At 61.0% G+C, this 20373-nt stretch carries 19 protein-coding genes; 9 read left to right on the top strand and 10 right to left on the bottom strand.

Annotated features, from left to right (window positions below; genetic code table 11):
* Nucleotides 1-15 precede the first annotated feature (15 nt).
* The gene (locus VG99_RS08435) at nt 16-1464 is read left to right on the top strand and encodes a TrkH family potassium uptake protein (protein ID WP_044499351.1); all 1449 of its coding nucleotides are present in this window, start codon (nt 16-18) and stop codon (nt 1462-1464) included.
* Here the strand turns inward: VG99_RS08435 and VG99_RS08430 are convergent, their stop codons facing one another.
* The 6 genes from VG99_RS08430 to VG99_RS08405 are packed head-to-tail and all read right to left on the bottom strand — an operon-like array spanning nt 1465 to nt 6703.
* On the bottom strand, nt 1465-1734 hold the full coding sequence (locus VG99_RS08430) for a PilZ domain-containing protein (protein WP_044499350.1): 270 nt from the start codon (nt 1732-1734) through the stop codon (nt 1465-1467). It lies immediately after the preceding gene.
* Between the two features lie 26 nt (nt 1735-1760).
* Nucleotides 1761-2648 (bottom strand): lysophospholipid acyltransferase, encoded by an 888-nt coding sequence (locus tag VG99_RS08425; RefSeq protein ID WP_044499349.1) that lies wholly within the window; start codon nt 2646-2648, stop codon nt 1761-1763.
* 51 nt (nt 2649-2699) lie between these two features.
* A complete protein-coding gene (locus VG99_RS08420) occupies nt 2700-3098 on the bottom strand; it encodes a DUF1850 domain-containing protein (protein WP_044499348.1) in 399 nt (132 codons plus the stop codon).
* The gene (locus tag VG99_RS08415; RefSeq protein WP_044499347.1) at nt 3095-5116 is read right to left on the bottom strand and encodes a TRAP transporter permease; all 2022 of its coding nucleotides are present in this window, start codon (nt 5114-5116) and stop codon (nt 3095-3097) included. The genes VG99_RS08420 and VG99_RS08415 overlap by 4 nt, the downstream gene beginning before the upstream one ends.
* Nucleotides 5117-5134: 18 nt before the next feature.
* On the bottom strand, nt 5135-6088 hold the full coding sequence (locus VG99_RS08410) for a TAXI family TRAP transporter solute-binding subunit (protein ID WP_044499346.1): 954 nt from the start codon (nt 6086-6088) through the stop codon (nt 5135-5137).
* Between the two features lie 15 nt (nt 6089-6103).
* Nucleotides 6104-6703, bottom strand: coding sequence for a DNA-3-methyladenine glycosylase I (locus VG99_RS08405; RefSeq protein WP_044499345.1), 600 nt, complete (start codon nt 6701-6703; stop codon nt 6104-6106).
* Between the two features lie 137 nt (nt 6704-6840).
* On the opposite strand from VG99_RS08405, the gene ppnN reads away from it, so the two are divergent.
* The 5 genes from ppnN to VG99_RS08380 all read left to right on the top strand — a co-directional run bounded on the left by ppnN (nt 6841) and on the right by VG99_RS08380 (nt 12584).
* The gene (gene ppnN / locus VG99_RS08400; protein WP_044499344.1) at nt 6841-8211 is read left to right on the top strand and encodes a nucleotide 5'-monophosphate nucleosidase PpnN; all 1371 of its coding nucleotides are present in this window, start codon (nt 6841-6843) and stop codon (nt 8209-8211) included.
* 102 nt (nt 8212-8313) lie between these two features.
* Nucleotides 8314-9261, top strand: a complete 948-nt coding sequence (gene glyQ / locus VG99_RS08395; protein WP_044501534.1) for a glycine--tRNA ligase subunit alpha — start codon at nt 8314-8316, stop codon at nt 9259-9261.
* Nucleotides 9261-11315, top strand: a complete 2055-nt coding sequence (gene glyS / locus VG99_RS08390) for a glycine--tRNA ligase subunit beta (RefSeq protein WP_044499343.1) — start codon at nt 9261-9263, stop codon at nt 11313-11315. The genes glyQ and glyS overlap by 1 nt, the downstream gene beginning before the upstream one ends.
* Nucleotides 11312-11845, top strand: a complete 534-nt coding sequence (gene gmhB, locus VG99_RS08385; RefSeq protein WP_044499342.1) for a D-glycero-beta-D-manno-heptose 1,7-bisphosphate 7-phosphatase — start codon at nt 11312-11314, stop codon at nt 11843-11845. The genes glyS and gmhB overlap by 4 nt, the downstream gene beginning before the upstream one ends.
* 4 nt (nt 11846-11849) lie before the next feature.
* A complete protein-coding gene (locus tag VG99_RS08380; protein WP_044499341.1) occupies nt 11850-12584 on the top strand; it encodes a lysophospholipid acyltransferase family protein in 735 nt (244 codons plus the stop codon).
* Between the two features lie 223 nt (nt 12585-12807).
* On the opposite strand, the gene gyrB is transcribed toward VG99_RS08380, so the two are convergent.
* From gyrB to dnaA, 4 genes are read right to left on the bottom strand one after another with little or no spacing between them, the layout of a single operon-like run.
* Nucleotides 12808-15222, bottom strand: a complete 2415-nt coding sequence (gene gyrB / locus VG99_RS08375) for a DNA topoisomerase (ATP-hydrolyzing) subunit B (RefSeq protein WP_044499340.1) — start codon at nt 15220-15222, stop codon at nt 12808-12810.
* 21 nt (nt 15223-15243) lie between these two features.
* The gene (gene recF, locus VG99_RS08370) at nt 15244-16338 is read right to left on the bottom strand and encodes a DNA replication/repair protein RecF (protein WP_044499339.1); all 1095 of its coding nucleotides are present in this window, start codon (nt 16336-16338) and stop codon (nt 15244-15246) included.
* 5 nt (nt 16339-16343) lie between these two features.
* Nucleotides 16344-17447: a DNA polymerase III subunit beta gene (dnaN, locus tag VG99_RS08365; RefSeq protein ID WP_044499338.1), complete on the bottom strand. Its 1104-nt coding sequence runs from the start codon at nt 17445-17447 to the stop codon at nt 16344-16346.
* Nucleotides 17448-17496: 49 nt separating this feature from the next.
* Nucleotides 17497-18981: a chromosomal replication initiator protein DnaA gene (dnaA, locus tag VG99_RS08360; RefSeq protein WP_044499337.1), complete on the bottom strand. Its 1485-nt coding sequence runs from the start codon at nt 18979-18981 to the stop codon at nt 17497-17499.
* A gap of 609 nt (nt 18982-19590) precedes the next feature.
* On the opposite strand from dnaA, the gene rpmH reads away from it, so the two are divergent.
* From rpmH to yidD, 3 genes are read left to right on the top strand one after another with little or no spacing between them, the layout of a single operon-like run.
* Nucleotides 19591-19725: a 50S ribosomal protein L34 gene (gene rpmH / locus VG99_RS15745; protein WP_074779021.1), complete on the top strand. Its 135-nt coding sequence runs from the start codon at nt 19591-19593 to the stop codon at nt 19723-19725.
* 14 nt (nt 19726-19739) lie between these two features.
* Complete coding sequence (gene rnpA, locus VG99_RS15740) at nt 19740-20138, top strand: ribonuclease P protein component (RefSeq protein WP_076939740.1); 399 nt, start codon at nt 19740-19742, stop codon at nt 20136-20138.
* Nucleotides 20131-20373, top strand: a complete 243-nt coding sequence (gene yidD, locus VG99_RS15735; protein WP_076939739.1) for a membrane protein insertion efficiency factor YidD — start codon at nt 20131-20133, stop codon at nt 20371-20373. The genes rnpA and yidD overlap by 8 nt, the downstream gene beginning before the upstream one ends.

The raw sequence follows: 20373 nt of genomic DNA, 5'->3' as shown, positions 1-20373 counted from the left end.
AGGTAAAACGCGCGCATGCAGTACTCCCAGATCCAGCGCATCCTCGGCATCCTGCTGATGCTGTTCTCCACCAGCATGCTCCCCGCCTTCGCCGTCGGGGTGCACTACGGCGAACATGCCCGGGACGCCTTCTTCACCGGCTTTGTCATTACCCTGTGTGTCGGCTTGCTGGTGTGGCTACCGGTGCGCAAGCGGCGTAACGAGCTGCGCACCCGTGACGGCTACCTGATTACCGTCCTGTTCTGGCTGGTACTGGGGCTGTTCGGGGCGGTGCCGCTGTATCTGCTGGACCGCCCCGACCTGACCGTCGCTGATGCGGTGTTCGAATCCTTCTCCGGGCTGACGACCACCGGCGCCACCGTGATCACCGGGCTCGATACCCTGCCGCGCTCCCTGCTGTTCTACCGTCAGCAGCTGCAATGGTTCGGCGGCATGGGGATCATCGTGCTGGCCGTGGCGATACTGCCGCTGCTGGGCGTCGGCGGCATGCAGCTGTACCGGGCGGAAATGCCGGGCCCGCTGAAGGAAAACAAGCTCACCCCGCGCATCGCCGAAACCGCCAAGGTATTGTGGTTCATCTATAGTGGCCTGACCCTGGCCTGCGCGCTCGCCTACTGGCTGGCCGGCATGTCGCTATTCGATGCCATCGGCCACAGTTTCTCCACCGTGGCCATTGGCGGCTTCTCCACCCATGACGCCAGCATCGGCTATTACGACAGCCCGACGATCGAGCTGATCTGCCTGCTGTTCATGGTCCTCTCTGGGGTCAACTTTGCCCTGCATTTCACCGCCTGGCGCTTCCGTTCGGTACGCAGTTACTGGCAGGACCCGGAATGCCGCGCCTATCTGCTGATCCTGCTCGGATTGTTCGTCATCAGCAGCATATTGCTGATCTATTTCCAGTATTACGATATCGCCTCGTCGCTGCGCTTCGCCGCCTTCCAGACGGTGTCCATCGCCACTACCACGGGTTTCACCGTGACCGACTTCGCTTCCTGGCCCTCGGTGCTGCCCTTCATGCTGCTCTACGCCAGCTTCGTCGGTGCCTGCGCCGGCTCCACCGGCGGCGGTATGAAGGTCATCCGGGTGGTGCTGGTGTTCAAGCAGGGGGTGCGCGAAATCAAGCGCCTGCTGCATACCAACGGCGTCTTCCCGGTCAAGCTGGGCAGCAAGGCCGTGGGCGATCGGGTAGTGGAGGCGGTGTGGGGCTTCTGCTCGGTGTACGTGTTCACCTTTGCCCTGCTGTTCCTGCTGCTGCTGGGCACCGGGCTGGACTTTGTTACCGCCTTTTCCGCGCTGACCGCCTGCATGAACAACCTCGGGCCAGGGCTGGGGGATGTCGCGGCGCATTACGGTGACATGACCGCGACGGTCAAGTGGATCCTCAGCTTCGCCATGCTGCTGGGCCGGTTGGAAGTCTTCACCCTGCTGGTGCTGCTGACCCCGATGTTCTGGCGGCGCTGATCAGGCCTCGTCGAGGAAGGCCAGGCCGGCGCCCTCACCCGGCACCACCCGCTGGATTACCATGCGCAGTATGGGCGCCTCGATCGGCATACCCTGGACCTGCCCGGTGACTTCCGTCCCGACGGCCAGGGCGGCCAGATCGGGATGCTCGACGAAGACGCCGCCATCGGACAGGTCCCGGGTCTGGGCCGTCACCGCGCCAGTGGTGGGGTGAGTGATTGTGATCCGGCATTTCATCATCGTCCGTGGATATTGCCGTTGGTTGCTCATGGTTACCGTCCTTGTCTAGGGGTAGCTCAATACCACTTCTTCTCGCCCGCGGGGCGCTTCTTGAACCGCTTCATGCTCCACATGTACTGGCTGGGCCAGCGCCGAACGTAGTTCTCGATGCAGGCGCTCATGGCGGCCACCGCCTCGGCTTCATCCTCGCTGTACAGCGCCTCGGGGGCGCGCTCGACGATGACCTTGAAGCCGCTGTGATCAGGCAGCCGCACGCAGTGCAGGAAGACACCATTGGCGGCACCGCCCTTGAGCAGGCCGGGCACGAACTTGCTGGTCAGCGCCTGGATAGCGAAGAAGGGCACGAACAGACCGCTTTTCAGCGCCGGCTCCGGATCGGCGGGAATGCCTACCGCACCGCCGCGACGCACTTCGCGGATGACGCTGATGATGCCTTCGCGGGTCGAGGCCGCTACCTTGTTGCCCAGCTGGGTACGCTGGCGCTGCAGCAACTCGTCCACCGCCTTCAGTTTGGGCGGGCGGTAGAAAATGATCGGCGAACATTTAAGGCAGTACCAGTGATTGAGCACTTCCCAGTTGCCCAGATGGCTGGTGATACCAACCAGGCCCTTGCCTTCGGCCAGCGCCTCATCCAGCAGATGTTCGCCCTCCACTTCCTTGATCAGCGCGACGGTCTTCTGCGGGCTCCACATCCAGGCGCAGGCGCTTTCCGCGAAGCTGCGGCCGATATTGATCAGGGTCTCGCCGACCAGCTGTTCCCGCTCGGCCGGTGACAGTTCCGGCAGGCAATGGGCGAAGTTGATCCGCACCACTTCGCGGGACCGGTTGGGCAGCTTCCACATCAACCAGCCCACCGCCGCGCCAATGCGCTGCGCTGCACCGAACGGCAATAGCGCGAACAGCCTGAGAGAACCCACCACGATTGCGCCCTTGAGCCTTTCCACTCACCACACTCCAGCGTTTGCAAAAGACGCATTGTAGCCTGCGCGCGGGCATCAGCCCACCGGCGGCGGGCAGCTCCACAATTCCACCACCGGGCGCAGCGGATCCGGCGGGCCCAGCCAGTGCGCCAGGGGGTGGCAGCCCGCCGCACTGCACAGCTGGTAATCCCCGGCGGCCGCCGCGTCGCTGCGCCCGAGCCGCAGCGGCTGCAACGCAGGCAGCTGCGGCCGGTAATGCCAGCTGCCGTCACGCAGCGCTGCATCGTCGGGGATCTCCATCCCGGCTCCGGTACCGCGGACCCGGGCCGCATCCAGCACCAGACCGGCAGGGCTGAGCCGGTAATCTTCCTCCCAGCGGATTTTCTCCACACTGTGCTGCCAGGCCAGGGTGAACTCGGTCAGCGGCACCTGTGCCCAGATCACCCCGGCCAGACCAAGGCATAGGGCATTCATGCCAGGCGTGCTATCCGCCGCGCCCGCCACCAATGCTGGGCAATAAAGAGCAGGCCCAGGGCAAACCCCAGTTCATCGGTAATCGGCAGCGCGAGAATCATCAGCGCCCCGGCGGCAAAGCCCAGCGCCTTCTCCCACCAGGCCAGCGGGCGCATACAGTAGCCGGTAAAGACGATACCCCATAAACCAATGGCGAAGGCGGCCTTGGCCAGCATGTATACCACCGCCGTCCAGTCGCCCCCTTGCATCATCAACGCCGGGCTATAGACCGCCATGAAGGGCACCACGAAGCCGGCGACCGCAATGCGGATGGCCCACATGCTGATCCTTAGGCCATTTTCCCGGGCGATCGGCGCGGCGGCGAAGCAGGCCAGCGCCACCGGCGGGGTCAGGTCGGCCATGATGCCGAAATAGAACACGAACATGTGCGAGACGATCAGCGGCACACCCAGGTCGAGCAGCGCCGGTGCGGCGATGGAGCTGGTGATGATGTAGTTGGGAATGGTCGGGATACCCATCCCCAATACCAGGCAGGTGAGCATGGTCAGCAGCAGCGACAGGAACAGGTTGTCCTGGCCGATGGCCAGGATGTAACCGGCAAAGGTCGAGGCTACCCCGGTCAGCGAAACGATACCGATGATCACCCCTACCAGGACACAGGCGATCCCCACTGGTACCGCATGCCGCGCGCCTTCTACCAGCGCGTGCAGGCAGATCCGCAGGGTGTAGCGCCCGCCCTTGACGAACCAGCAGGCGGCCACCAGCGCGGCGATGACGCCAAAGATTACCCCGATGCCCAGCTGGAAGAAACCGGCACAGAGAATCCCCAAGGCGACCCAGAATGCGACCCGCAGCGCGGTGGAAGACAGCCGCAGGATCAACGCTGAGCCGAGAATCACGATCGCCGTCAGCGCCAGCCCGATGGTGCCGGCGAACATCGGCGTTCGTCCGGAAAACAGCAGCCAGACCAGGATGACCAGCGGAATCAGCAGGAACCAGCGCTGCCGCACCGCCTCCCAGGCGCTGGGGCACTCTTCCTTTGGCAAGCCGTTGAGCTTCGAGCGCCGGGCTTCCAGGTGCACCATCCAGAATACCGAGCCGAAATACAGCAGCGCCGGGATCAGCGCCGCCTTGGCCACCTCGACATAGGGCACATTGATGGTCTCGGCCATGATGAAGGCGACCGCGCCCATCACTGGCGGCATGATCTGGCTGCCCATGCTGGAGGTCGCCTCGACGCCCCCGGCGAAGGCCGCGCGGTAGCCGAAGCGCTTCATCAGCGGAATGGTGAACTGCCCGGTGGTCACCACGTTGGCGACCCCGGAGCCGGTGATGGTCCCCATCAAGGCCGAGGACACCACCGACACCTTGGCTGGCCCCCCGGCCCGATGGCCGAACAGCCCCATGGCAAAATCGGTGAACAAGCGAATCATCCCGGCCTGCTCCAGGAAAGAGCCAAACAGGATGAACAGGAAGATATAGGTCGCCGATACGTAGGTCGGCGTGCCGTACAGCCCTTCGGTGCCAAAGGACAACTGATTGACGATCTGGTCCAGGCCATAGCCCCGGTGCGCCAGATCGCCAGGCAGGTAATTGCCGAACAACCCGTAGGCGAGGAAAAGTCCGCAAATGATCGGCAGCGCGATACCCATTACCCGCCGGGCCGCCTCGAATACCAGGGCGATGAGCACCAGCCCTACCACCATATCCAGCGGGGTCAGGTCACCCGAGCGCTGGATCAGGTCCGCCTCGAAATACCACTGGTAGAAAAACGTCGCCATACCCGCCAGCGCCAGCAGCCAGGCCAATGGTTGCCAGGGCCGCGCCGCGCCCCGCGCCGGGTAGCTCAGGTACACCAGCATCAGCAGAAAGCCCACGTGCCCGGCTCGCAGCACCTGGGTAGATACCGGATGGAAGGCGGCGGTAATGATCTGGTAGCAGGAAAACAGCAGCGCCGTATAGAACAGCGCCCGGGGCCAGTCAGCGGGGCTCGCCTGGAGCCCCTGGTATTCACTCATGCGCTACTCCTTCTGCCGTTACTCCAGGACGCCCGCTTCCCGGTAGAAACGCTCGGCCCCCGGGTGCAGCGGGATCGGCAGATTCTGCGCTGCGGTTTCCAGCTTGATAGCCTTGGCGGCGGAATGGGCATTGCCCAGTGCGCCCAGGTTGTCGAAGATCAGCTTAGTCATCTGGTAGGCGACTTCCTCGTCGACCTTGTCATGGCTCACCAGGATATTGGTGATGCCGACCGTGGGCACGTCCTCGGTCTGGCCGTCATAGGTGCCGGCCGGAATCACCCCGGGCTGATACGCCGGGTTGTTGATCTTCTCCACCACCTCGGCAGGAATGGCGACGAAGGTCACCGGCATGGTACTGGCCAGGTCGCGAATGGCCGCCATCCCCAGGCCGGAGGACTGCAGGGTGGCGTCCAGCTGACGGTTCTTGATCAGCTCGACGGACTCGGCGTAGGGCAAGAACTCGACCCGGCGCATATCCTCGTAGCTCAGCCCCGCCGCGGCGAAGATCGCCCGGGCGTTGAGTTCGGTGCCGGATTTGGGCGCGCCCACGGAGATGCGCTTGCCCTTCAGGTCCTCCAGCGTCTTGATACCGGATTCCGCGCTGGCGACCACCTGGATGTAGTTGTTGTAGGTCCCGGCGATGGCCCGCAACCGCTTGAGCGGCGCCTTGAAGCCGGCGTCTTCGACACCGTTCCAGGCATCGGCCACCGAATCGCCCAGGGCGAAGGCCAGTTCGCCACGCCCGGACTGCAATAGGTTGAGGTTTTCCACCGAGGCCTTGGTCGCCTGGACCGACGGCCGCGCGTCATCAATCTGGTTGTACAACTGGGAAATGGCGACCCCGATCGGGTAGTACACCCCGCTGGTGCCACCGGTCAGCACGTTGATATAGGTCGGTGCGGCAAAGGCCGCCGTGGTTACCGTCAATGCCGCCGCGGCGGCCAGCAAACCCAGACGTTTGGTCAGTTGCATGGATGTTCTCCATCATTATTGTTGTTTGATCGGGGTGCCACCCAGTTCGGGGTAGCGAAAACAATCCTGAGTATGGTCCATAACCATACCGGTCGCCTGCATGAATGCGTAACAGATGGTCGGCCCGACAAAGCTGAAGCCGACCTTCTTCAGCGCCTTGCTCATGGCCTGGGCTTCGGCGGTAATGGCCGGCACCTCGGCATGGCTGGCAAAGTGGTTGATCCGCGGCTGGCCATCCACAAATTGCCAGAGCCAGGCGGCCGGATCGGTCTGCTCGGCCAGCGCCAGCCAGGCCCGGGCGTTCTGCCGGGCGGCCTGGATCTTCAGGCGATTGCGGATGATGCCCGGCTCCAGCATCAGCGCCTGGAGATCGGCATCGCTCTGCGCCGCCATGAAGGGAATATCGAAGCCGCGGTAGAGCTGCCGGTAGCGCTCGCGCTTTTTCAGGATGGTGATCCAGGACAGCCCCGCCTGGAACCCATCGAGCAGCAACTTTTCGAACAGCCGCTGGCCGTCATATTCCGGTACGCCCCACTCATGATCATGGTAGCGCTGGTACACCGGATCAGCGGAGCACCATTGGCAACGGACGACATCCTGGCGTGGGAGATTCAAGATACAGGGCTCCTGGCATGCGACGGCTCCTGTTTTATAGCCCGGTGCGGCGGCAAAGCCAAGGCCCGACAGGGGGTTTGCATTGGCCCGGCCCCTGTAGCGTAAGATGGTGCATCCCTTTCAATGCGGAACCCATAATGCCAAGACACGTCGTCAATGTTTCAGTTACCCCCCGGGGCAGTCTGGAAATCCTGTCCCAGCGTGAAGTCCAGAATCTCACCCAGTTCGGCTCGGACAGTACCTATCAGCTGTTTCGCCAGTGCGCGCTGGCGATTCTCAACACCGGCGCACGGGTAGACAATGCCAAGACCATTCTCGAGGCCTATGCCGATTTCGAGGTCCATATTCATCAGCTCGATCGCGGCGTGCGGCTGGAGCTGCGCAATGCGCCGGCCGACGCCTTCGTCGACGGGCACATGATTACCAGCACCCGGGAAATGCTGTTCAGCGCCCTGCGCGACATCGTCTACACCGAGAGCGAGCTGCGTAACCAGCGGGCGGACCTGACCACCTCCAGCGGTATTACCGATTACGTCTTCCACCTGCTGCGCAATGCCCGCACCCTGACCCCCGGCGTGGAACCGAAGATGGTCGTCTGCTGGGGCGGACACTCGATCAATATCGAAGAGTACAAATACACCAAGAAGGTCGGCCACGAGCTGGGGCTGCGCCATCTGAACATCTGTACCGGCTGTGGGCCGGGGGTGATGAAGGGGCCGATGAAAGGTGCCACCATCGCCCATGCCAAGCAGCGCGTAACCGATGGCCGCTACCTGGGGCTGACCGAGCCGGGCATCATTGCCGCCGAAGCGCCCAACCCCATCGTCAACGAGCTGGTGATCCTGCCGGATATCGAGAAACGCCTGGAAGCCTTCGTCCGGGTGGGCCATGGCATCATCATCTTCCCCGGCGGCGTCGGCACTGCGGAGGAATTCCTCTATCTGCTGGGCATCCTGCTGCATCCGGACAACAGCGAACTGCCCTTCCCGCTGATCCTCACCGGCCCGCAGGAATCGGCTGGCTACCTGCAGCAGCTGCACGAATTCGTCGGCGCGACCCTGGGCCCCGACGCCCAGGCCCGTTACGAAATCATCATCGAAGATCCGATCCTGGTGGCGCGCAAGATGAAGCAGGGGCTGGCGGAGGTAGAGCGGTTCCGCCGCGAGCGCAACGATGCCTTCCATTTCAACTGGCTGCTGAAAATCGAGGAAAGCTTCCAGCGGCCCTTCGATCCGACCCACGAGAACATGGCCAGTCTGGAGCTGCGCCGTAGCACCCCGCCCCACGAACTGGCGGCCAACCTGCGCCGGGCGTTCTCCGGCATCGTTGCCGGCAACGTCAAGGAAAAAGGTATTCGCCTGATCGAGGAATACGGTCCCTACGAGATCCACGGGGATCCGGAAATCATGCAGCCGCTCGAGGCGTTATTGACCGCCTTCGTTGAACAGCAGCGGATGAAACTGCCCAACGGCAGCGCCTACCAGCCATCCTACCGGGTCGTCAGCTGACCCACTGAAAGGGACGCCGCTGAAAACGAGGCGTCCCGAGCTGTATGCCATCCCCTGTGGATTGTATACTTCGCCCTTTCTTCACAGTTGACCGGTGAAAACGTGACCCAGACTAATCCCGCCGCCCAAACCTTCCAGGGCCTGATCCTCGCGCTGCAGAATTTCTGGGCGCAACAGGGCTGTGTACTGCTCCAGCCCTACGATATGGAAGTAGGTGCCGGCACTTTCCACACCGCCACCTTCCTGCGCTCGATCGGCCCGGAAAACTGGAATGCCGCCTACGTCCAGCCCAGTCGCCGGCCGGCGGATGGCCGCTACGGCGAAAACCCCAACCGCCTGCAGCATTACTACCAGTTCCAGGTCGTGCTCAAGCCGAACCCGGACAACATCCAGGAGTTGTACCTGGATTCGCTGCGGCACATCGGCATCGACCCGCTGGTGCATGACATCCGCTTCGTCGAGGATAACTGGGAATCGCCGACCCTGGGCGCCTGGGGCCTGGGTTGGGAAGTCTGGCTCAACGGCATGGAAGTCACCCAGTTCACCTACTTCCAGCAGGTCGGTGGGGTCGAGTGCTACCCGGTCACCGGTGAAATCACCTACGGCCTGGAGCGCCTGGCCATGTACCTGCAGGGCGTGGATTCGGTCTACGACCTGGTCTATTCCGACGGCCCCTTCGGCAAGGTGACCTATGGCGATGTGTTCCATCAGAACGAGGTGGAGCAGTCGACCTATAACTTCGAACACGCCAACGTCGAGAAACTCTTCGACCTGTTCAATTTCTACGAGGGCGAAGCCAATCGCCTGACCGAGGCCGAGCTGCCACTGCCGGCCTATGAAATGGTGATGAAGGCCTCCCATACCTTCAACCTGCTGGATGCCCGCCGGGCCATCTCGGTAACCGAGCGTCAGCGTTATATCCTGCGGGTACGCGCCCTGGCCCGCTCGATTGCCCACAGCTATCTGCATGCCCGCGCCAAGCTCGGCTTCCCCATGGCCAGCCCCGAACTGCGTGATGAAGTACTGGCCAAACTGAAGGAGGCCGAATAATGCTGGCTTTGGATTTTCTGGTTGAACTGGGTACTGAAGAACTGCCGCCCAAGGCGCTAAAACGCCTGGCTGAGGCCTTCCTCGAGGGTGTGGAAAAGGGTCTGAACGAGGCCGGCCTGGCCTACCAGTCCGCCCGCTACTATGCGGCGCCTCGGCGTCTGGCCGTGGTGGTCGAGCAGCTGGCAACCCAGCAGCCCGACCGCACCAGTCAGATGGACGGCCCGCCGGTGAAGGCCGCCTTCGATGCCGACGGCCAGCCGACCCAGGCTGCCCTGGGCTTTGCCCGCAAGTGCGGCGTCGAGCTGAGCGAGCTGGATCAGAGCGGCCCGCGCCTGCGCCATGTGCAGACCATCGCCGGCCAGCCCGCCGCCGAACTGCTGCCGCAGATCGTGGATAACGCCCTGGCCGCCCTGCCGATTCCCAAGCGCATGCGCTGGGGCGCGGGCAAGACCGAGTTCGTACGCCCGACCCAGTGGCTGGTGATGCTGCAGGGCGACAGCATGATCCCCTGCGAGATCCTGTCCCAGCAGGCCGGCCGCAGCTCCCTGGGCCACCGTTTCCATCACCCGGGCGAAGTGCGCATCAGCACCCCGGCGAGCTACGCCGATGACCTGCGCAAGGCCCATGTGGTGGCGGATTTCGCCGAACGCCGCGAGCTGATCCGTCAGCGTGTGGAGCAACTGGCAGCCGAGCAACAGGGCACAGCGATCATCCCCGACGACCTGCTCGATGAAGTCACCGCCCTGGTCGAATGGCCGGTGCCGCTGGTGTGCAGCTTCGAGGAACGTTTCCTGGAGGTGCCCCAGGAAGCCCTCATCTCCACCATGCAGGATAACCAGAAGTATTTCTGCCTGCTGGACGCCAACGGCAAGCTGCTGCCGCGCTTCATTACCGTGGCGAACATCGAGAGCAGCGATCCGGCGCAGATCATTGCCGGTAACGAAAAGGTCGTGCGTCCGCGCCTGACCGATGCCGAGTTCTTCTTCCAGCAGGACAAGAAACACGGCCTGGAACAGAACAACGAGCGGCTGGCCAATGTGGTATTCCAGGCACAGCTGGGCAGCGTCTATGACAAGGCGGTACGGGTTTCCCAACTGGCGGCCTTCATCGCCGAGCGGATCGGTGGCGATCCGGTCAATGCACGCCGGGCCGGCCTGCTGAGCAAGTGCGACCTGGCCAGCGAAATGGTGGGCGAGTTCCCGGAACTGCAGGGCATCGCCGGTTATTACTACGCCCGTCATGACGGCGAAGCTGACGACGTGGCGCTGGCGCTGAACGAGCAGTACATGCCCCGCGGCGCGGGCGCCGAACTGCCCAGCACCCTGACCGGCGCCGCCGTGGCGCTGGCCGACAAGCTCGATACCCTGGTTGGCATCTTCGGCATCGGCATGCTGCCCACCGGCAGCAAGGACCCCTACGCCCTGCGCCGCGCCGCCCTCGGGGTGCTGCGCATCCTGATCGAGAAACAGCTCGAGCTGGACCTGCATGCCGCGCTGGAAACTGCCATCCATCAGTATGGCGCTGCGGTGCAGGGCGACGGCCTGGTCGACCAGGTACAGGACTTCATCTTCGACCGGCTACGCGCCCGCTATGAAGACGAGGGCATCGATGTGGCGGTCTACCAATCGGTACGCGCGGTCCACCCCGACTCGCCATTGGACTTCGACCAGCGCGTGCAGGCGGTCCAGGCATTCCGCCGGCTGCCGGAAGCCGAGGCCCTGGCAGCAGCCAACAAGCGGGTATCCAATATCCTCGCCAAGGCTGAAGACACGGTAACCGGGCATATCAATCCGGCGCTGCTCAACGAAGCCGCGGAGCAAGCCTTGGCCAATGCCGTCCAGGCTGCCGAGAATGACGTCACGCCCCTGGCCGCGGCCCGCCAGTACCAGGCCAGCCTCGAGCGGCTGGCATCGCTGCGCGAGCCGGTGGACAGCTTCTTTGACCAGGTACTGGTCAACGCCGAGGATGCGCAGGTCAAGGCCAACCGCTACGCCCTACTGGCGCGGCTGCGTGGCCTGTTCCTGGGCGTTGCCGATATCTCGCTGCTCGGATGAAGCTGATCATTCTCGACCGGGATGGGGTCATCAACGAGGACTCCGATGCCTTCGTCAAATCCGTAGCGGAATGGATTCCGTTGCCGGGTTCGATCGAAGCCATCGCCCGGCTCAGCAAGGCGGGCTGGACGGTAGCAATAGCCACCAACCAGTCCGGCCTGGCCCGGGGCTATTTCGATGCCGAGACGCTGGAGGCGATGCATCAACGTCTGCGTGAGCTGGTGGCGGCCGAAGGTGGCTGCGTGGATCTGATCCGCCATTGCCCCCATGGCCCGGACGATAGCTGCGATTGTCGCAAGCCGCTGCCCGGCTTGTTCCGCCAGATTGCCGAGCACTACGGCATCTCCCTGGACGGCGTGCCCACGGTCGGCGATAGCCTGCGTGACCTGCAGGCCGGCGCCGCCCTGGGTTGCCAACCGTATCTCGTGCGTACCGGTAAAGGTCGGGGCACCGAGGGCAAAGCGCTGCCTGCCGGGACCCGTGTGTTTGATGATCTGGCCGCGGTGGCCAGTTACCTGCTGGAAGCTTGACCCCATGTCCGTATTGATGGCCCTGCGCGTCACCCTGTTCTATCTGATCCTCTCCGCCAGTGCGGTTCTGTGGGCGTTGCCGATGCTGATCATCGGACCCTTCATGCCCTACCGCCTGCGCTTCAAGCTGGTGCTGGAATGCTGGTGCCGGTTTGCTATCTGGTTGACCAAGACACTGGTCGGGATCCGCTACGAGGTCACCGGGCAGGAAAACATTCCCGACCAGGCCGGGGTGATTCTTTCCAACCACCAGAGCACCTGGGAAACCTTCTTCCTGCAGCAGATATTCCGCCCGCAGACCCAACTGATCAAGAAGGAGCTGCTGTACGTGCCTTTCTTCGGTTGGGCTTTCGCCCTGCTCAAGCCGATTGCCATCGATCGCAGCAAGGCGCGCAGCTCCCTGCAACAGCTCAGCCGTATCGGCGGCCAACGCCTGCGGGACGGCGTCTGGGTATTGGTCTTCCCCGAAGGCACCCGCGTCGAGCCCGGCCAGCCGATCAAGTTCACCCGCGGCGGCAGCGCCCTGGCCTGCGCCAACAACGCGCCGGTGATACCGGTGGCGCACAATGCCGGCGAATTCTGGCCACGTAACGGCTGGGGCAAGCGCCCCGGCACCGTGCAGGTGAAAATTGGTCCGGCTATCTACCCCAAGGGAGCGGACCCCCGCTCTATCGTCGAGGTCAACAAGCAGGCCGAGGCGTGGGTGAACAAGGCGATGCAGGAGATTCAGGCGGGCTGAACCAGGGCTTGGAGGCCTCCTGCAGGTAACTGTGGGCCGGTAGGGCCGTGCCGACACGCTGTGAATACTTCCCTGTAGGCTCGCGGTTGCCATCCATGGCAACCGACGGTCGGCACAACCCTACCGGCCCATAGCTACCGGCAACACCCAGCTTGCTGATGATCTAAAACAAAAATCCCCGGCGGATCACTCCAACCGGGGATTTTTTATTTACCACTTGGCATCACACGTCCAGGTTGGACACCGCCAGGGCATTGCGCTCGATGAACTCCCGACGTGGTTCCACGTGGTCGCCCATCAGGGTGTTGAAGATCTGGTCGGCGCCGATGGCATCCTCGATGGTGACCTGCAACATGCGGCGGTTTTCTGGATCCATGGTGGTTTCCCACAGCTGGTCGGCGTTCATCTCCCCCAGCCCCTTGTAGCGCTGGATGGTATGGCGGCGGGCGGTTTCGTTCATCATCCAGTCCATGCCTTCCTTGAAGAAGCGGATGGGCTTCTTCTTCTCGCCTCGTTGCATGTAGGCACCGTCTTCCAGCAGGCTCTGCAGCTTCTCACCAAGATCAGCCATGCTGCGGTAGTCGTTACTGGCAAACAGGTCGCGGTTGAAGGTGACGTAGCTGGTCTGACCGTGGGAGATGATTTCCACTTCCGGCAGCCACAGCTGGCGTTCCTTGTCCTCGCGCAGGCTGACCTGGTACTCCTGCCCGGAGCGCTCCCCGGACTTGACCATTTTCTCGAATGAAATCAACCAGTTGCGCATAAACTCCTCATCCGCCAGGTTTTCCTGAGCGAGACGGGGCAGATAGACGAGGTGCTCCATCAATTCCTGGGGATAAAGGCGACCGAGACGCTTGAGCGTGCTCATCACGCTGCGGTACTCATTGACCAGACGCTCCAGGCCTTCACCGGTAATCCCCGGCGCGTGCTCGTTGACGTACAGGTAGGAGTCCTCCAGCGCGGACTGGGTCAGGTAGTCCTCCAGCGCTTCGTCATCCTTGAGGTACTGTTCCTGCTTGCCCTTCTTGATCTTGTACAGCGGCGGCTGGGCAATATAGATATAGCCCTTCTCGATCAGCTCGGGCATCTGCCGGAAGAAGAAGGTCAGCAGCAGCGTACGGATGTGCGCGCCGTCGACGTCGGCATCCGTCATGATGATGATGTTGTGGTAACGCAGCTTTTCGATATTGAACTCGTCGCGACCGATACCGCAGCCCAGCGCGGTAATCAGTGTGCCCACTTCCTGGGACGACAGCATCCGGTCGAAACGGGCCTTTTCCACGTTGAGGATCTTGCCCTTCAGCGGCAGGATCGCCTGGGTCTTGCGGTTACGGCCCTGTTTGGCAGAGCCGCCCGCGGAGTCCCCTTCCACAATGTAGAGTTCGGAGAGCGCCGGGTCCTTTTCCTGGCAATCAGCCAGTTTGCCCGGCAGGCCGGCGATATCCAGCGCACCCTTGCGGCGGGTCATTTCCCGGGCCTTGCGCGCTGCTTCACGGGCGCGGGCGGCGTCGATCATCTTGCCGACCACTGCCTTGGCTTCGTTGGGCTTTTCCAGCAGATAATCGCTGAAGAACTTGTTCATTTCCTGTTCCACTGCGGTTTTCACCTCAGAGGAGACCAGCTTGTCCTTGGTCTGGGAGGAGAACTTGGGGTCCGGTACCTTGACCGAGATGATGGCGGTAAGACCTTCACGGGCATCATCACCGGAGGTACTGACCTTCATCTTCTTCAGCAGACCTTCCTGCTCGATATAGCTGTTCAGCGAACGGGTCAGCGCACTGCGGAAGCCGGCCAGGTGGGTACCACCATCGCGCTGGGGGATGTTGTTGGTGAAACACAACAGGCTTTCATTGAAGCTGTCGTTCCACTGCATCGCCACTTCCACACCGATGCCGTCGTCGCGCTGGATGTTGAAATGGAATACCGAGTTGATGGTGGACTTGTTGACGTTCAGATATTCAACAAAGGCGCGCAGACCGCCCTCATAGCGGAACAGCTCGCGCTTGCCGGTGCGCTCGTCAATCAGGTGGATACCCACACCGGAGTTGAGGAAGGACAGTTCGCGCAGGCGCTTGGCAAGGATATCCCAGCTGAAGCTGATGCTGGTAAAGGTCTCTGCAGAGGGTTTGAAGTGGATCTGGGTACCGCTGCCCTCGGTATCGCCAATGGCTGCCAGAGGGGCCTGTGGGACGCCGTGGCGGTAGGTCTGTTCCCATACCTTGCCAGCGCGCCGAATGGTCATGACCAGCTCCTCAGAGAGCGCATTGACCACTGATACCCCTACCCCGTGCAGACCGCCGGAGACCTTGTAGCTGTTATCGTCGAACTTGCCGCCCGCGTGCAGTACGGTCATGATCACTTCGGCAGCAGACACCCCCTCTTCATGGATATCCACCGGAATACCGCGGCCATCATCACGCACGGTAATGGATTCATCGGTATGGATGGTAATAGTGATATCGGAACAGTGACCGGCCAATGCCTCGTCAATGGAGTTATCCACCACCTCAAACACCATGTGATGCAGACCGGTTCCGTCGTCCGTATCACCGATATACATGCCTGGGCGTTTACGCACCGCATCAAGGCCTTTAAGCACCTTGATACTTGATGAATCGTAAGCTCTTTCTTCGGTCATTTTATAATCACTCCCAGACATTCAATCAGTCTGCACAATGCGTCCATGTTCCACGTGGAACATCGACAATGGTGTATCGTTTTTCCAACAATCCCGCAGTTGCTGTTCGTCTACGCAGCTGATGAAAACCTGACATTCAAGATCTTCCAGCAAGCTGCACAACGCCCGGCGATGTTGTTCATCCAGTTCTGAAGGCAGATCGTCCACCAGAAATACCGACTCCTGAGACCCGCGGAGTTCACGTAGCAGGTAACCCTGAGCGATCTTGAGCGCGCATACCACCAGCTTCTGCTGCCCCCGGGAGAGAATATCTACCGCATTCATCCCCTTGATGCGCAAGCGCAAGTCAGCTCGCTGCGGACCGGACTGGGTATAACCCAACTGACTGTCCCGCTCGAACTGATCATCCAACACCTGAGCCAATGGCTTGTCCTTGTCCCAGCCACGGTAATAACTGAGGGTCAGATCATCCAACGGCAGCAGGCGGGCGAGGATAGTTTCGAACACCGGCTTCAGTTTCGACAGGTAGGCGCGCCTGAATTCATCTACCTGTTCTCCGGCGGCAATCAGCTCGGACTCCCAAGGGATCAACATCGAACGTTGCATTCTACCACGTCGCAGCAGGCTATTACGCTGTTTAAGGCTTTTTTGCAAACGCTGCCACACAGGGAGGAATTGATGTTCCACGTGGAACACTCCCCAATCCAGATATTGGCGGCGCTGCTTGGGCGCGCCTTCCAGCAATCGAAAGCTATCGGGATTGATCAATTGCAGCGGGAGCGTTTCGGCCAGTTGCGCAGCGCTGCGCACCGTCTGGCCATCCATGCGGATCAGGTAATCGGCTTGCTTGCTTCGCGTAATACCAATGGAACAGCTGACGCCGCTGTGTAACACCATCTCGGCAAAGACCGTACAGGCATCCAGACCGTGCTGGATTACCGGTTGCAAACGGGTACTGCGAAAGGATCGGGCCAGGCCGAGAATATGAATGGCCTCCAGCAGGCTGGTCTTGCCGCTGCCGTTGGCGCCGGAAATGATGTTGATACGGGGGGAAGGTTGAAGAGTCACCGGGTGCAGATTGCGCACCCCGGTGACGGAGAGTCGCTTGAGCGGCATGCAGCTCAGAGACGCATAGGCATGACGACGTAGAGGCTGTCGTCCGATTCGGATTCCTGGACCAGTGCACTGCTGTTGGCATCGGACAGGGTCATCTTGATCTGTTCATTGCTCAGCACGTTCATGACGTCCAGCAGGTAGCTGACGTTGAAGCCGATTTCCAGCGGCGCGCCGGAGTAGTCGACCACGGTGTCTTCTTCCGCTTCTTCCTGCTCAGGGTTGTTGGCTTGAATTTTCAGCAGCGAATCGCTGAGCATCAGGCGAATGCCCCGGTATTTCTCGTTGGACAGGATCGCGGTGCGGCTGAAAGCGTTGCGCAGAGACTGACGATCCGCCAGGACAATCTTGTCACCGCCGCGCGGCAGTACCCGCTCGTAGTCGGGGAATTTGCCATCGACCAGTTTCGAGGTGAAGGTAAAATCACCGGTGGTCGCACGAATGTGGTGGGTACCCAGAACGATATTGATCAGGTCGTCCGCTTCGCCCAACAGCCGTGCCAGTTCCAGGATGCCCTTGCGCGGCACGATCAGCTGGTACTTTTCCTGGTAGTCGATATTCGCGTCCACGGTACACATCGCCATGCGGTGACCGTCAGTCGCCACGGCGCGCAATTGGCCAGCGTTGATTTCCAGCAGCATGCCATTGAGGTAATAGCGCACATCCTGCTGCGCCATGGCAAAACCGGTGCGCTCAATCAGACGCCGCAGCTTGTTCTGGCTGACCGCGAAACTCATGGCGCTCTCACCGTCTTCCACGTTCGGGAAATCGGTGGCCGGCAGGGTTGTCAGGGTAAAGCGGCTGCGCCCGGCCTTGAGAATCGCCTTGCCTTCTTCGACGCGGAAGTTGATCGTCGAATCATCGGGCAGGGATTTGCAGATATCCATCAGCTTGCGCGCAGGAACGGTAATCTCGCCGGGTTCGGCCCGTTCTTCCAGGGGGATCCGGCCAATCAGCTCGACCTCAAGATCAGTACCGGTCAATGACAGCGTATTGCCGTCGACGACCACCAGAACATTGGACAGCACTGGCAACGTCTGCCGACGTTCAACCACACCAGCCACCAGTTGCAGTGGTTTCAACAGGGCTTCGCGCTGAATGGTAAATTGCATTGTCTTCCTTCGACCTCGTGCAGGTTGGCTGTTTACTCGGTACACACGCTCAGGTGGTCAGCGTCCGTAGCAGGTTTTTGTAATCTTCGCGGATATCGGCATCGATTTCACGCAGTTCTGCGATCTTCCTCGTGGCGTGCAGCACCGTGGTGTGATCGCGTCCACCGAAAGCATCACCGATCTCCGGCAGGCTGTGGTTGGTCAACTCCTTGGACAGCGCCATCGCCACCTGGCGAGGGCGCGCTACCGAACGCGACCGCCGCTTGGACAGAATATCGGCGACCTTGATCTTGTAGTACTCGGCTACGGTCCGCTGGATGTTATCGATACTGACCAGCTTGTCCTGCAGGGCGAGCAGATCCTTGAGTGATTCGCGGATCAATTCGATGGTAATGTCCCGACCCATGAAGTGGGCACTGGCAATCACCCGCTTGAGCGCGCCTTCCAGTTCACGGACGTTGGAGCGGATCCGCTGGGCAATGAAGAAGGCCGCATCATGGGGCAGATCGATGCGGGACTGCTCGGCCTTCTTCATCAGGATGGCGACCCGGGTCTCCAGTTCCGGCGGCTCCACGGCCACGGTCAAACCCCAGCCGAAACGGGATTTGAGTCGCTCTTCCAGGCCATCGATTTCCTTGGGATAGCGGTCGCTGGTCAGAATGACCTGCTGGTTACCCTCAAGTAAGGCATTGAAAGTATGGAAGAATTCCTCCTGGGAGCGCTCCTTCTTGGCAAAAAACTGGATATCGTCAATCAGCAACGCATCCACCGAACGGTAATAGCGTTTGAAATCGTTGATGGCGTTCATCTGCAACGCCTTGACCATGTCGGCAACAAAACGCTCGGAATGCAGATAGACGATCTTGGCCGCCGGGTTCTTCTTTAATAGATGATTGCCGACCGCATGCATCAAGTGGGTCTTACCCAGACCCACACCGCCATACAGGAACAGCGGGTTGTAACCGTGCCGGGGGTTGTCCGCCACCTGCCAGGCTGCCGCGCGCGCCAATTGGTTGGACTTACCCTCGACGAAATTCTCGAAGGTAAAGCTGCGGTTCAGGTAACTGGTGTGCTTGACCACCGTATTGTTGGCCTGGTCCGCCCGTTGCGGCGGGCGCGGGTCTTCTTCATTGCGCTTGTCATAAGGGCCCGGCTCCGGTTGGAAACCCTGGGTAGTGGCCTGGGCCCGCGGAGTCGCCGGCGGCGGCGCGGATTGTTCATTACTGGTCGGCGCAGAGACGGCTGCGGGAGCAACGGCCGTAGCCGCCGGTGGGCTGGCCGGGGCACTGCGCCGGCTGCCGATCAACAGCGACACCAGAGGCGCCTGCCCCTGGGACAGATCATCAAGCAATTCCTGGATGCGATTCAGGTATTTGTCGTTGACCCAGTCCAACACAAAACGATTGGGCGCGTACAAGCGCAACTCCCCCTGATCCCCTTCTACTTGAAGGGGGCGAATCCAGGTGTTGAACTGCTGGGATGGAAGCTCATCACGCAAAAAATCTATGCATTGCTGCCAGAGTACAACAGACACTAAATCCCCCGACTTCAAGCCTGCACGGCTTGAGTTGCTTGGTGAAAACGGTCCGCGAAATGCCGCTGCGGCGACCCCGCGAAAACAGGCTGTATTCTAGCCTGTCCCCCCTCACTTATCCACACGGGAGACGGTAGCCGCACCGGCCCGATAACGGCCGACCGGCTGAGCAAAACGCCTTCACACCACCGCCGATTCCGAGAAAACCCTTGCGTTACGGGCGACTGAGCGTTGTGGACAACTGCTGTACTAGCTTGTTGGCAAGCCCGCCCGAACCACGGGGATAAATCGCCCTGTGGATATCCGTGTCGCTTATCCACAGGAGCAGCACAGGCATCCGCGCCCTCCAACCACAATTTGCCCACCGGGTTATCGATCGCCAGATCCCTTGACCAGCCTGCCCTGGACAGGGTTATCCACAGAAAAGCGGTCACTCATTAAGATCTACATAAACTATCTTTTAAAATTCTTTCTCTTTGTATTGTCTTGTATCCTCATTTGCTTGCCGGGCTGTGAATACAAATTGACCTAGGGGTGCTTCTTCTCTAGAATCTCCGATCCCTTGAAAGGGCTTAGCGGCTCTGTCGTGAATTACTCAGGTATCTGAAGATGAAAAGAACTTTCCAACCCAGCGTTTTGAAGCGTAAGCGCAACCACGGTTTCCGTGCTCGTATGGCTACCAAGAACGGCCGTGCCGTTCTGGCTCGTCGTCGTGCCAAAGGCCGTCATAAGCTGTCAGCTTAAGACCGGTATTACAGGTGGATCTCGGATTCGGTCCTGAACACCGGCTATTGTCTCCTGCCCAGTTCAAGAACGTATTCGATGGAGCCACCTGTAAGGCCTCAGGCTCCAATATCCTGTTGCTGGCCCGGCATAACGGCCAGGAACATGCGCGATTGGGGCTGGTCATTGCCAAGAAAAATGTCCGCCGGGCAGTTGATCGGAACAAGATCAAGCGTATCGCCCGTGAATCCTTCAGACACCACCGTGCTGATCTGGATCATCTGGATATTGTCGTCCTCGCCCGCAAGGGCCTGGGCGAGCTTGACAATGCCGCGTTGCATGTCCTGTTCCAGGACATGTGGCGCCGGCTAAGCAAGGCCGCTGACAAGTACCATCGTTCCCGCAATTCCGGACCCCCATCATCCAATGCGTAGTGTCGCGCTCGGACTGATCAAGGTTTACCGCTACGCTATCAGCCCACTGATGGCCAGTCATTGTCGTTTCTATCCATCCTGTTCCTGCTATGCCCAGGAAGCCATCGAACAACATGGTTTTCTCAAGGGCAGTCTGCTCAGTGCGCGACGCCTGTCCCGCTGTCATCCATGGAACCCGGGTGGCTATGATCCTGTACCCCTACAGAACAACCGTTCTTCTCGGATGGCTAAATAA

It is taken from the genome of Pseudomonas saudimassiliensis (assembly GCF_000939975.1).
Classification (GTDB): Bacteria; Pseudomonadota; Gammaproteobacteria; order Pseudomonadales; family Pseudomonadaceae; genus Halopseudomonas; species Halopseudomonas saudimassiliensis.
This window is presented reverse-complemented; position numbering and strand designations above follow the sequence as displayed.

Bases quoted from the DNA above. Each gene is read 5' to 3' on its own strand.
- VG99_RS08435 (WP_044499351.1), top strand. From the start codon at position 16: ATGCAGTACTCCCAGATCCAGCGCATCCTCGGCATCCTGCTGATGCTG.
- VG99_RS08430 (WP_044499350.1), bottom strand. From the start codon at position 1,734: ATGAGCAACCAACGGCAATATCCACGGACGATGATGAAATGCCGGATC.
- VG99_RS08420 (WP_044499348.1), bottom strand. From the start codon at position 3,098: ATGAATGCCCTATGCCTTGGTCTGGCCGGGGTGATCTGGGCACAGGTG.
- VG99_RS08415 (WP_044499347.1), bottom strand. From the start codon at position 5,116: ATGAGTGAATACCAGGGGCTCCAGGCGAGCCCCGCTGACTGGCCCCGG.
- VG99_RS08410 (WP_044499346.1), bottom strand. From the start codon at position 6,088: ATGCAACTGACCAAACGTCTGGGTTTGCTGGCCGCCGCGGCGGCATTG.
- ppnN (WP_044499344.1), top strand. From the start codon at position 6,841: ATGCCAAGACACGTCGTCAATGTTTCAGTTACCCCCCGGGGCAGTCTG.
- glyS (WP_044499343.1), top strand. From the start codon at position 9,261: ATGCTGGCTTTGGATTTTCTGGTTGAACTGGGTACTGAAGAACTGCCG.
- gmhB (WP_044499342.1), top strand. From the start codon at position 11,312: ATGAAGCTGATCATTCTCGACCGGGATGGGGTCATCAACGAGGACTCC.
- VG99_RS08380 (WP_044499341.1), top strand. From the start codon at position 11,850: ATGTCCGTATTGATGGCCCTGCGCGTCACCCTGTTCTATCTGATCCTC.
- gyrB (WP_044499340.1), bottom strand. From the start codon at position 15,222: ATGACCGAAGAAAGAGCTTACGATTCATCAAGTATCAAGGTGCTTAAA.
- recF (WP_044499339.1), bottom strand. From the start codon at position 16,338: ATGCCGCTCAAGCGACTCTCCGTCACCGGGGTGCGCAATCTGCACCCG.
- dnaN (WP_044499338.1), bottom strand. From the start codon at position 17,447: ATGCAATTTACCATTCAGCGCGAAGCCCTGTTGAAACCACTGCAACTG.
- rpmH (WP_074779021.1), top strand. From the start codon at position 19,591: ATGAAAAGAACTTTCCAACCCAGCGTTTTGAAGCGTAAGCGCAACCAC.
- yidD (WP_076939739.1), top strand. From the start codon at position 20,131: ATGCGTAGTGTCGCGCTCGGACTGATCAAGGTTTACCGCTACGCTATC.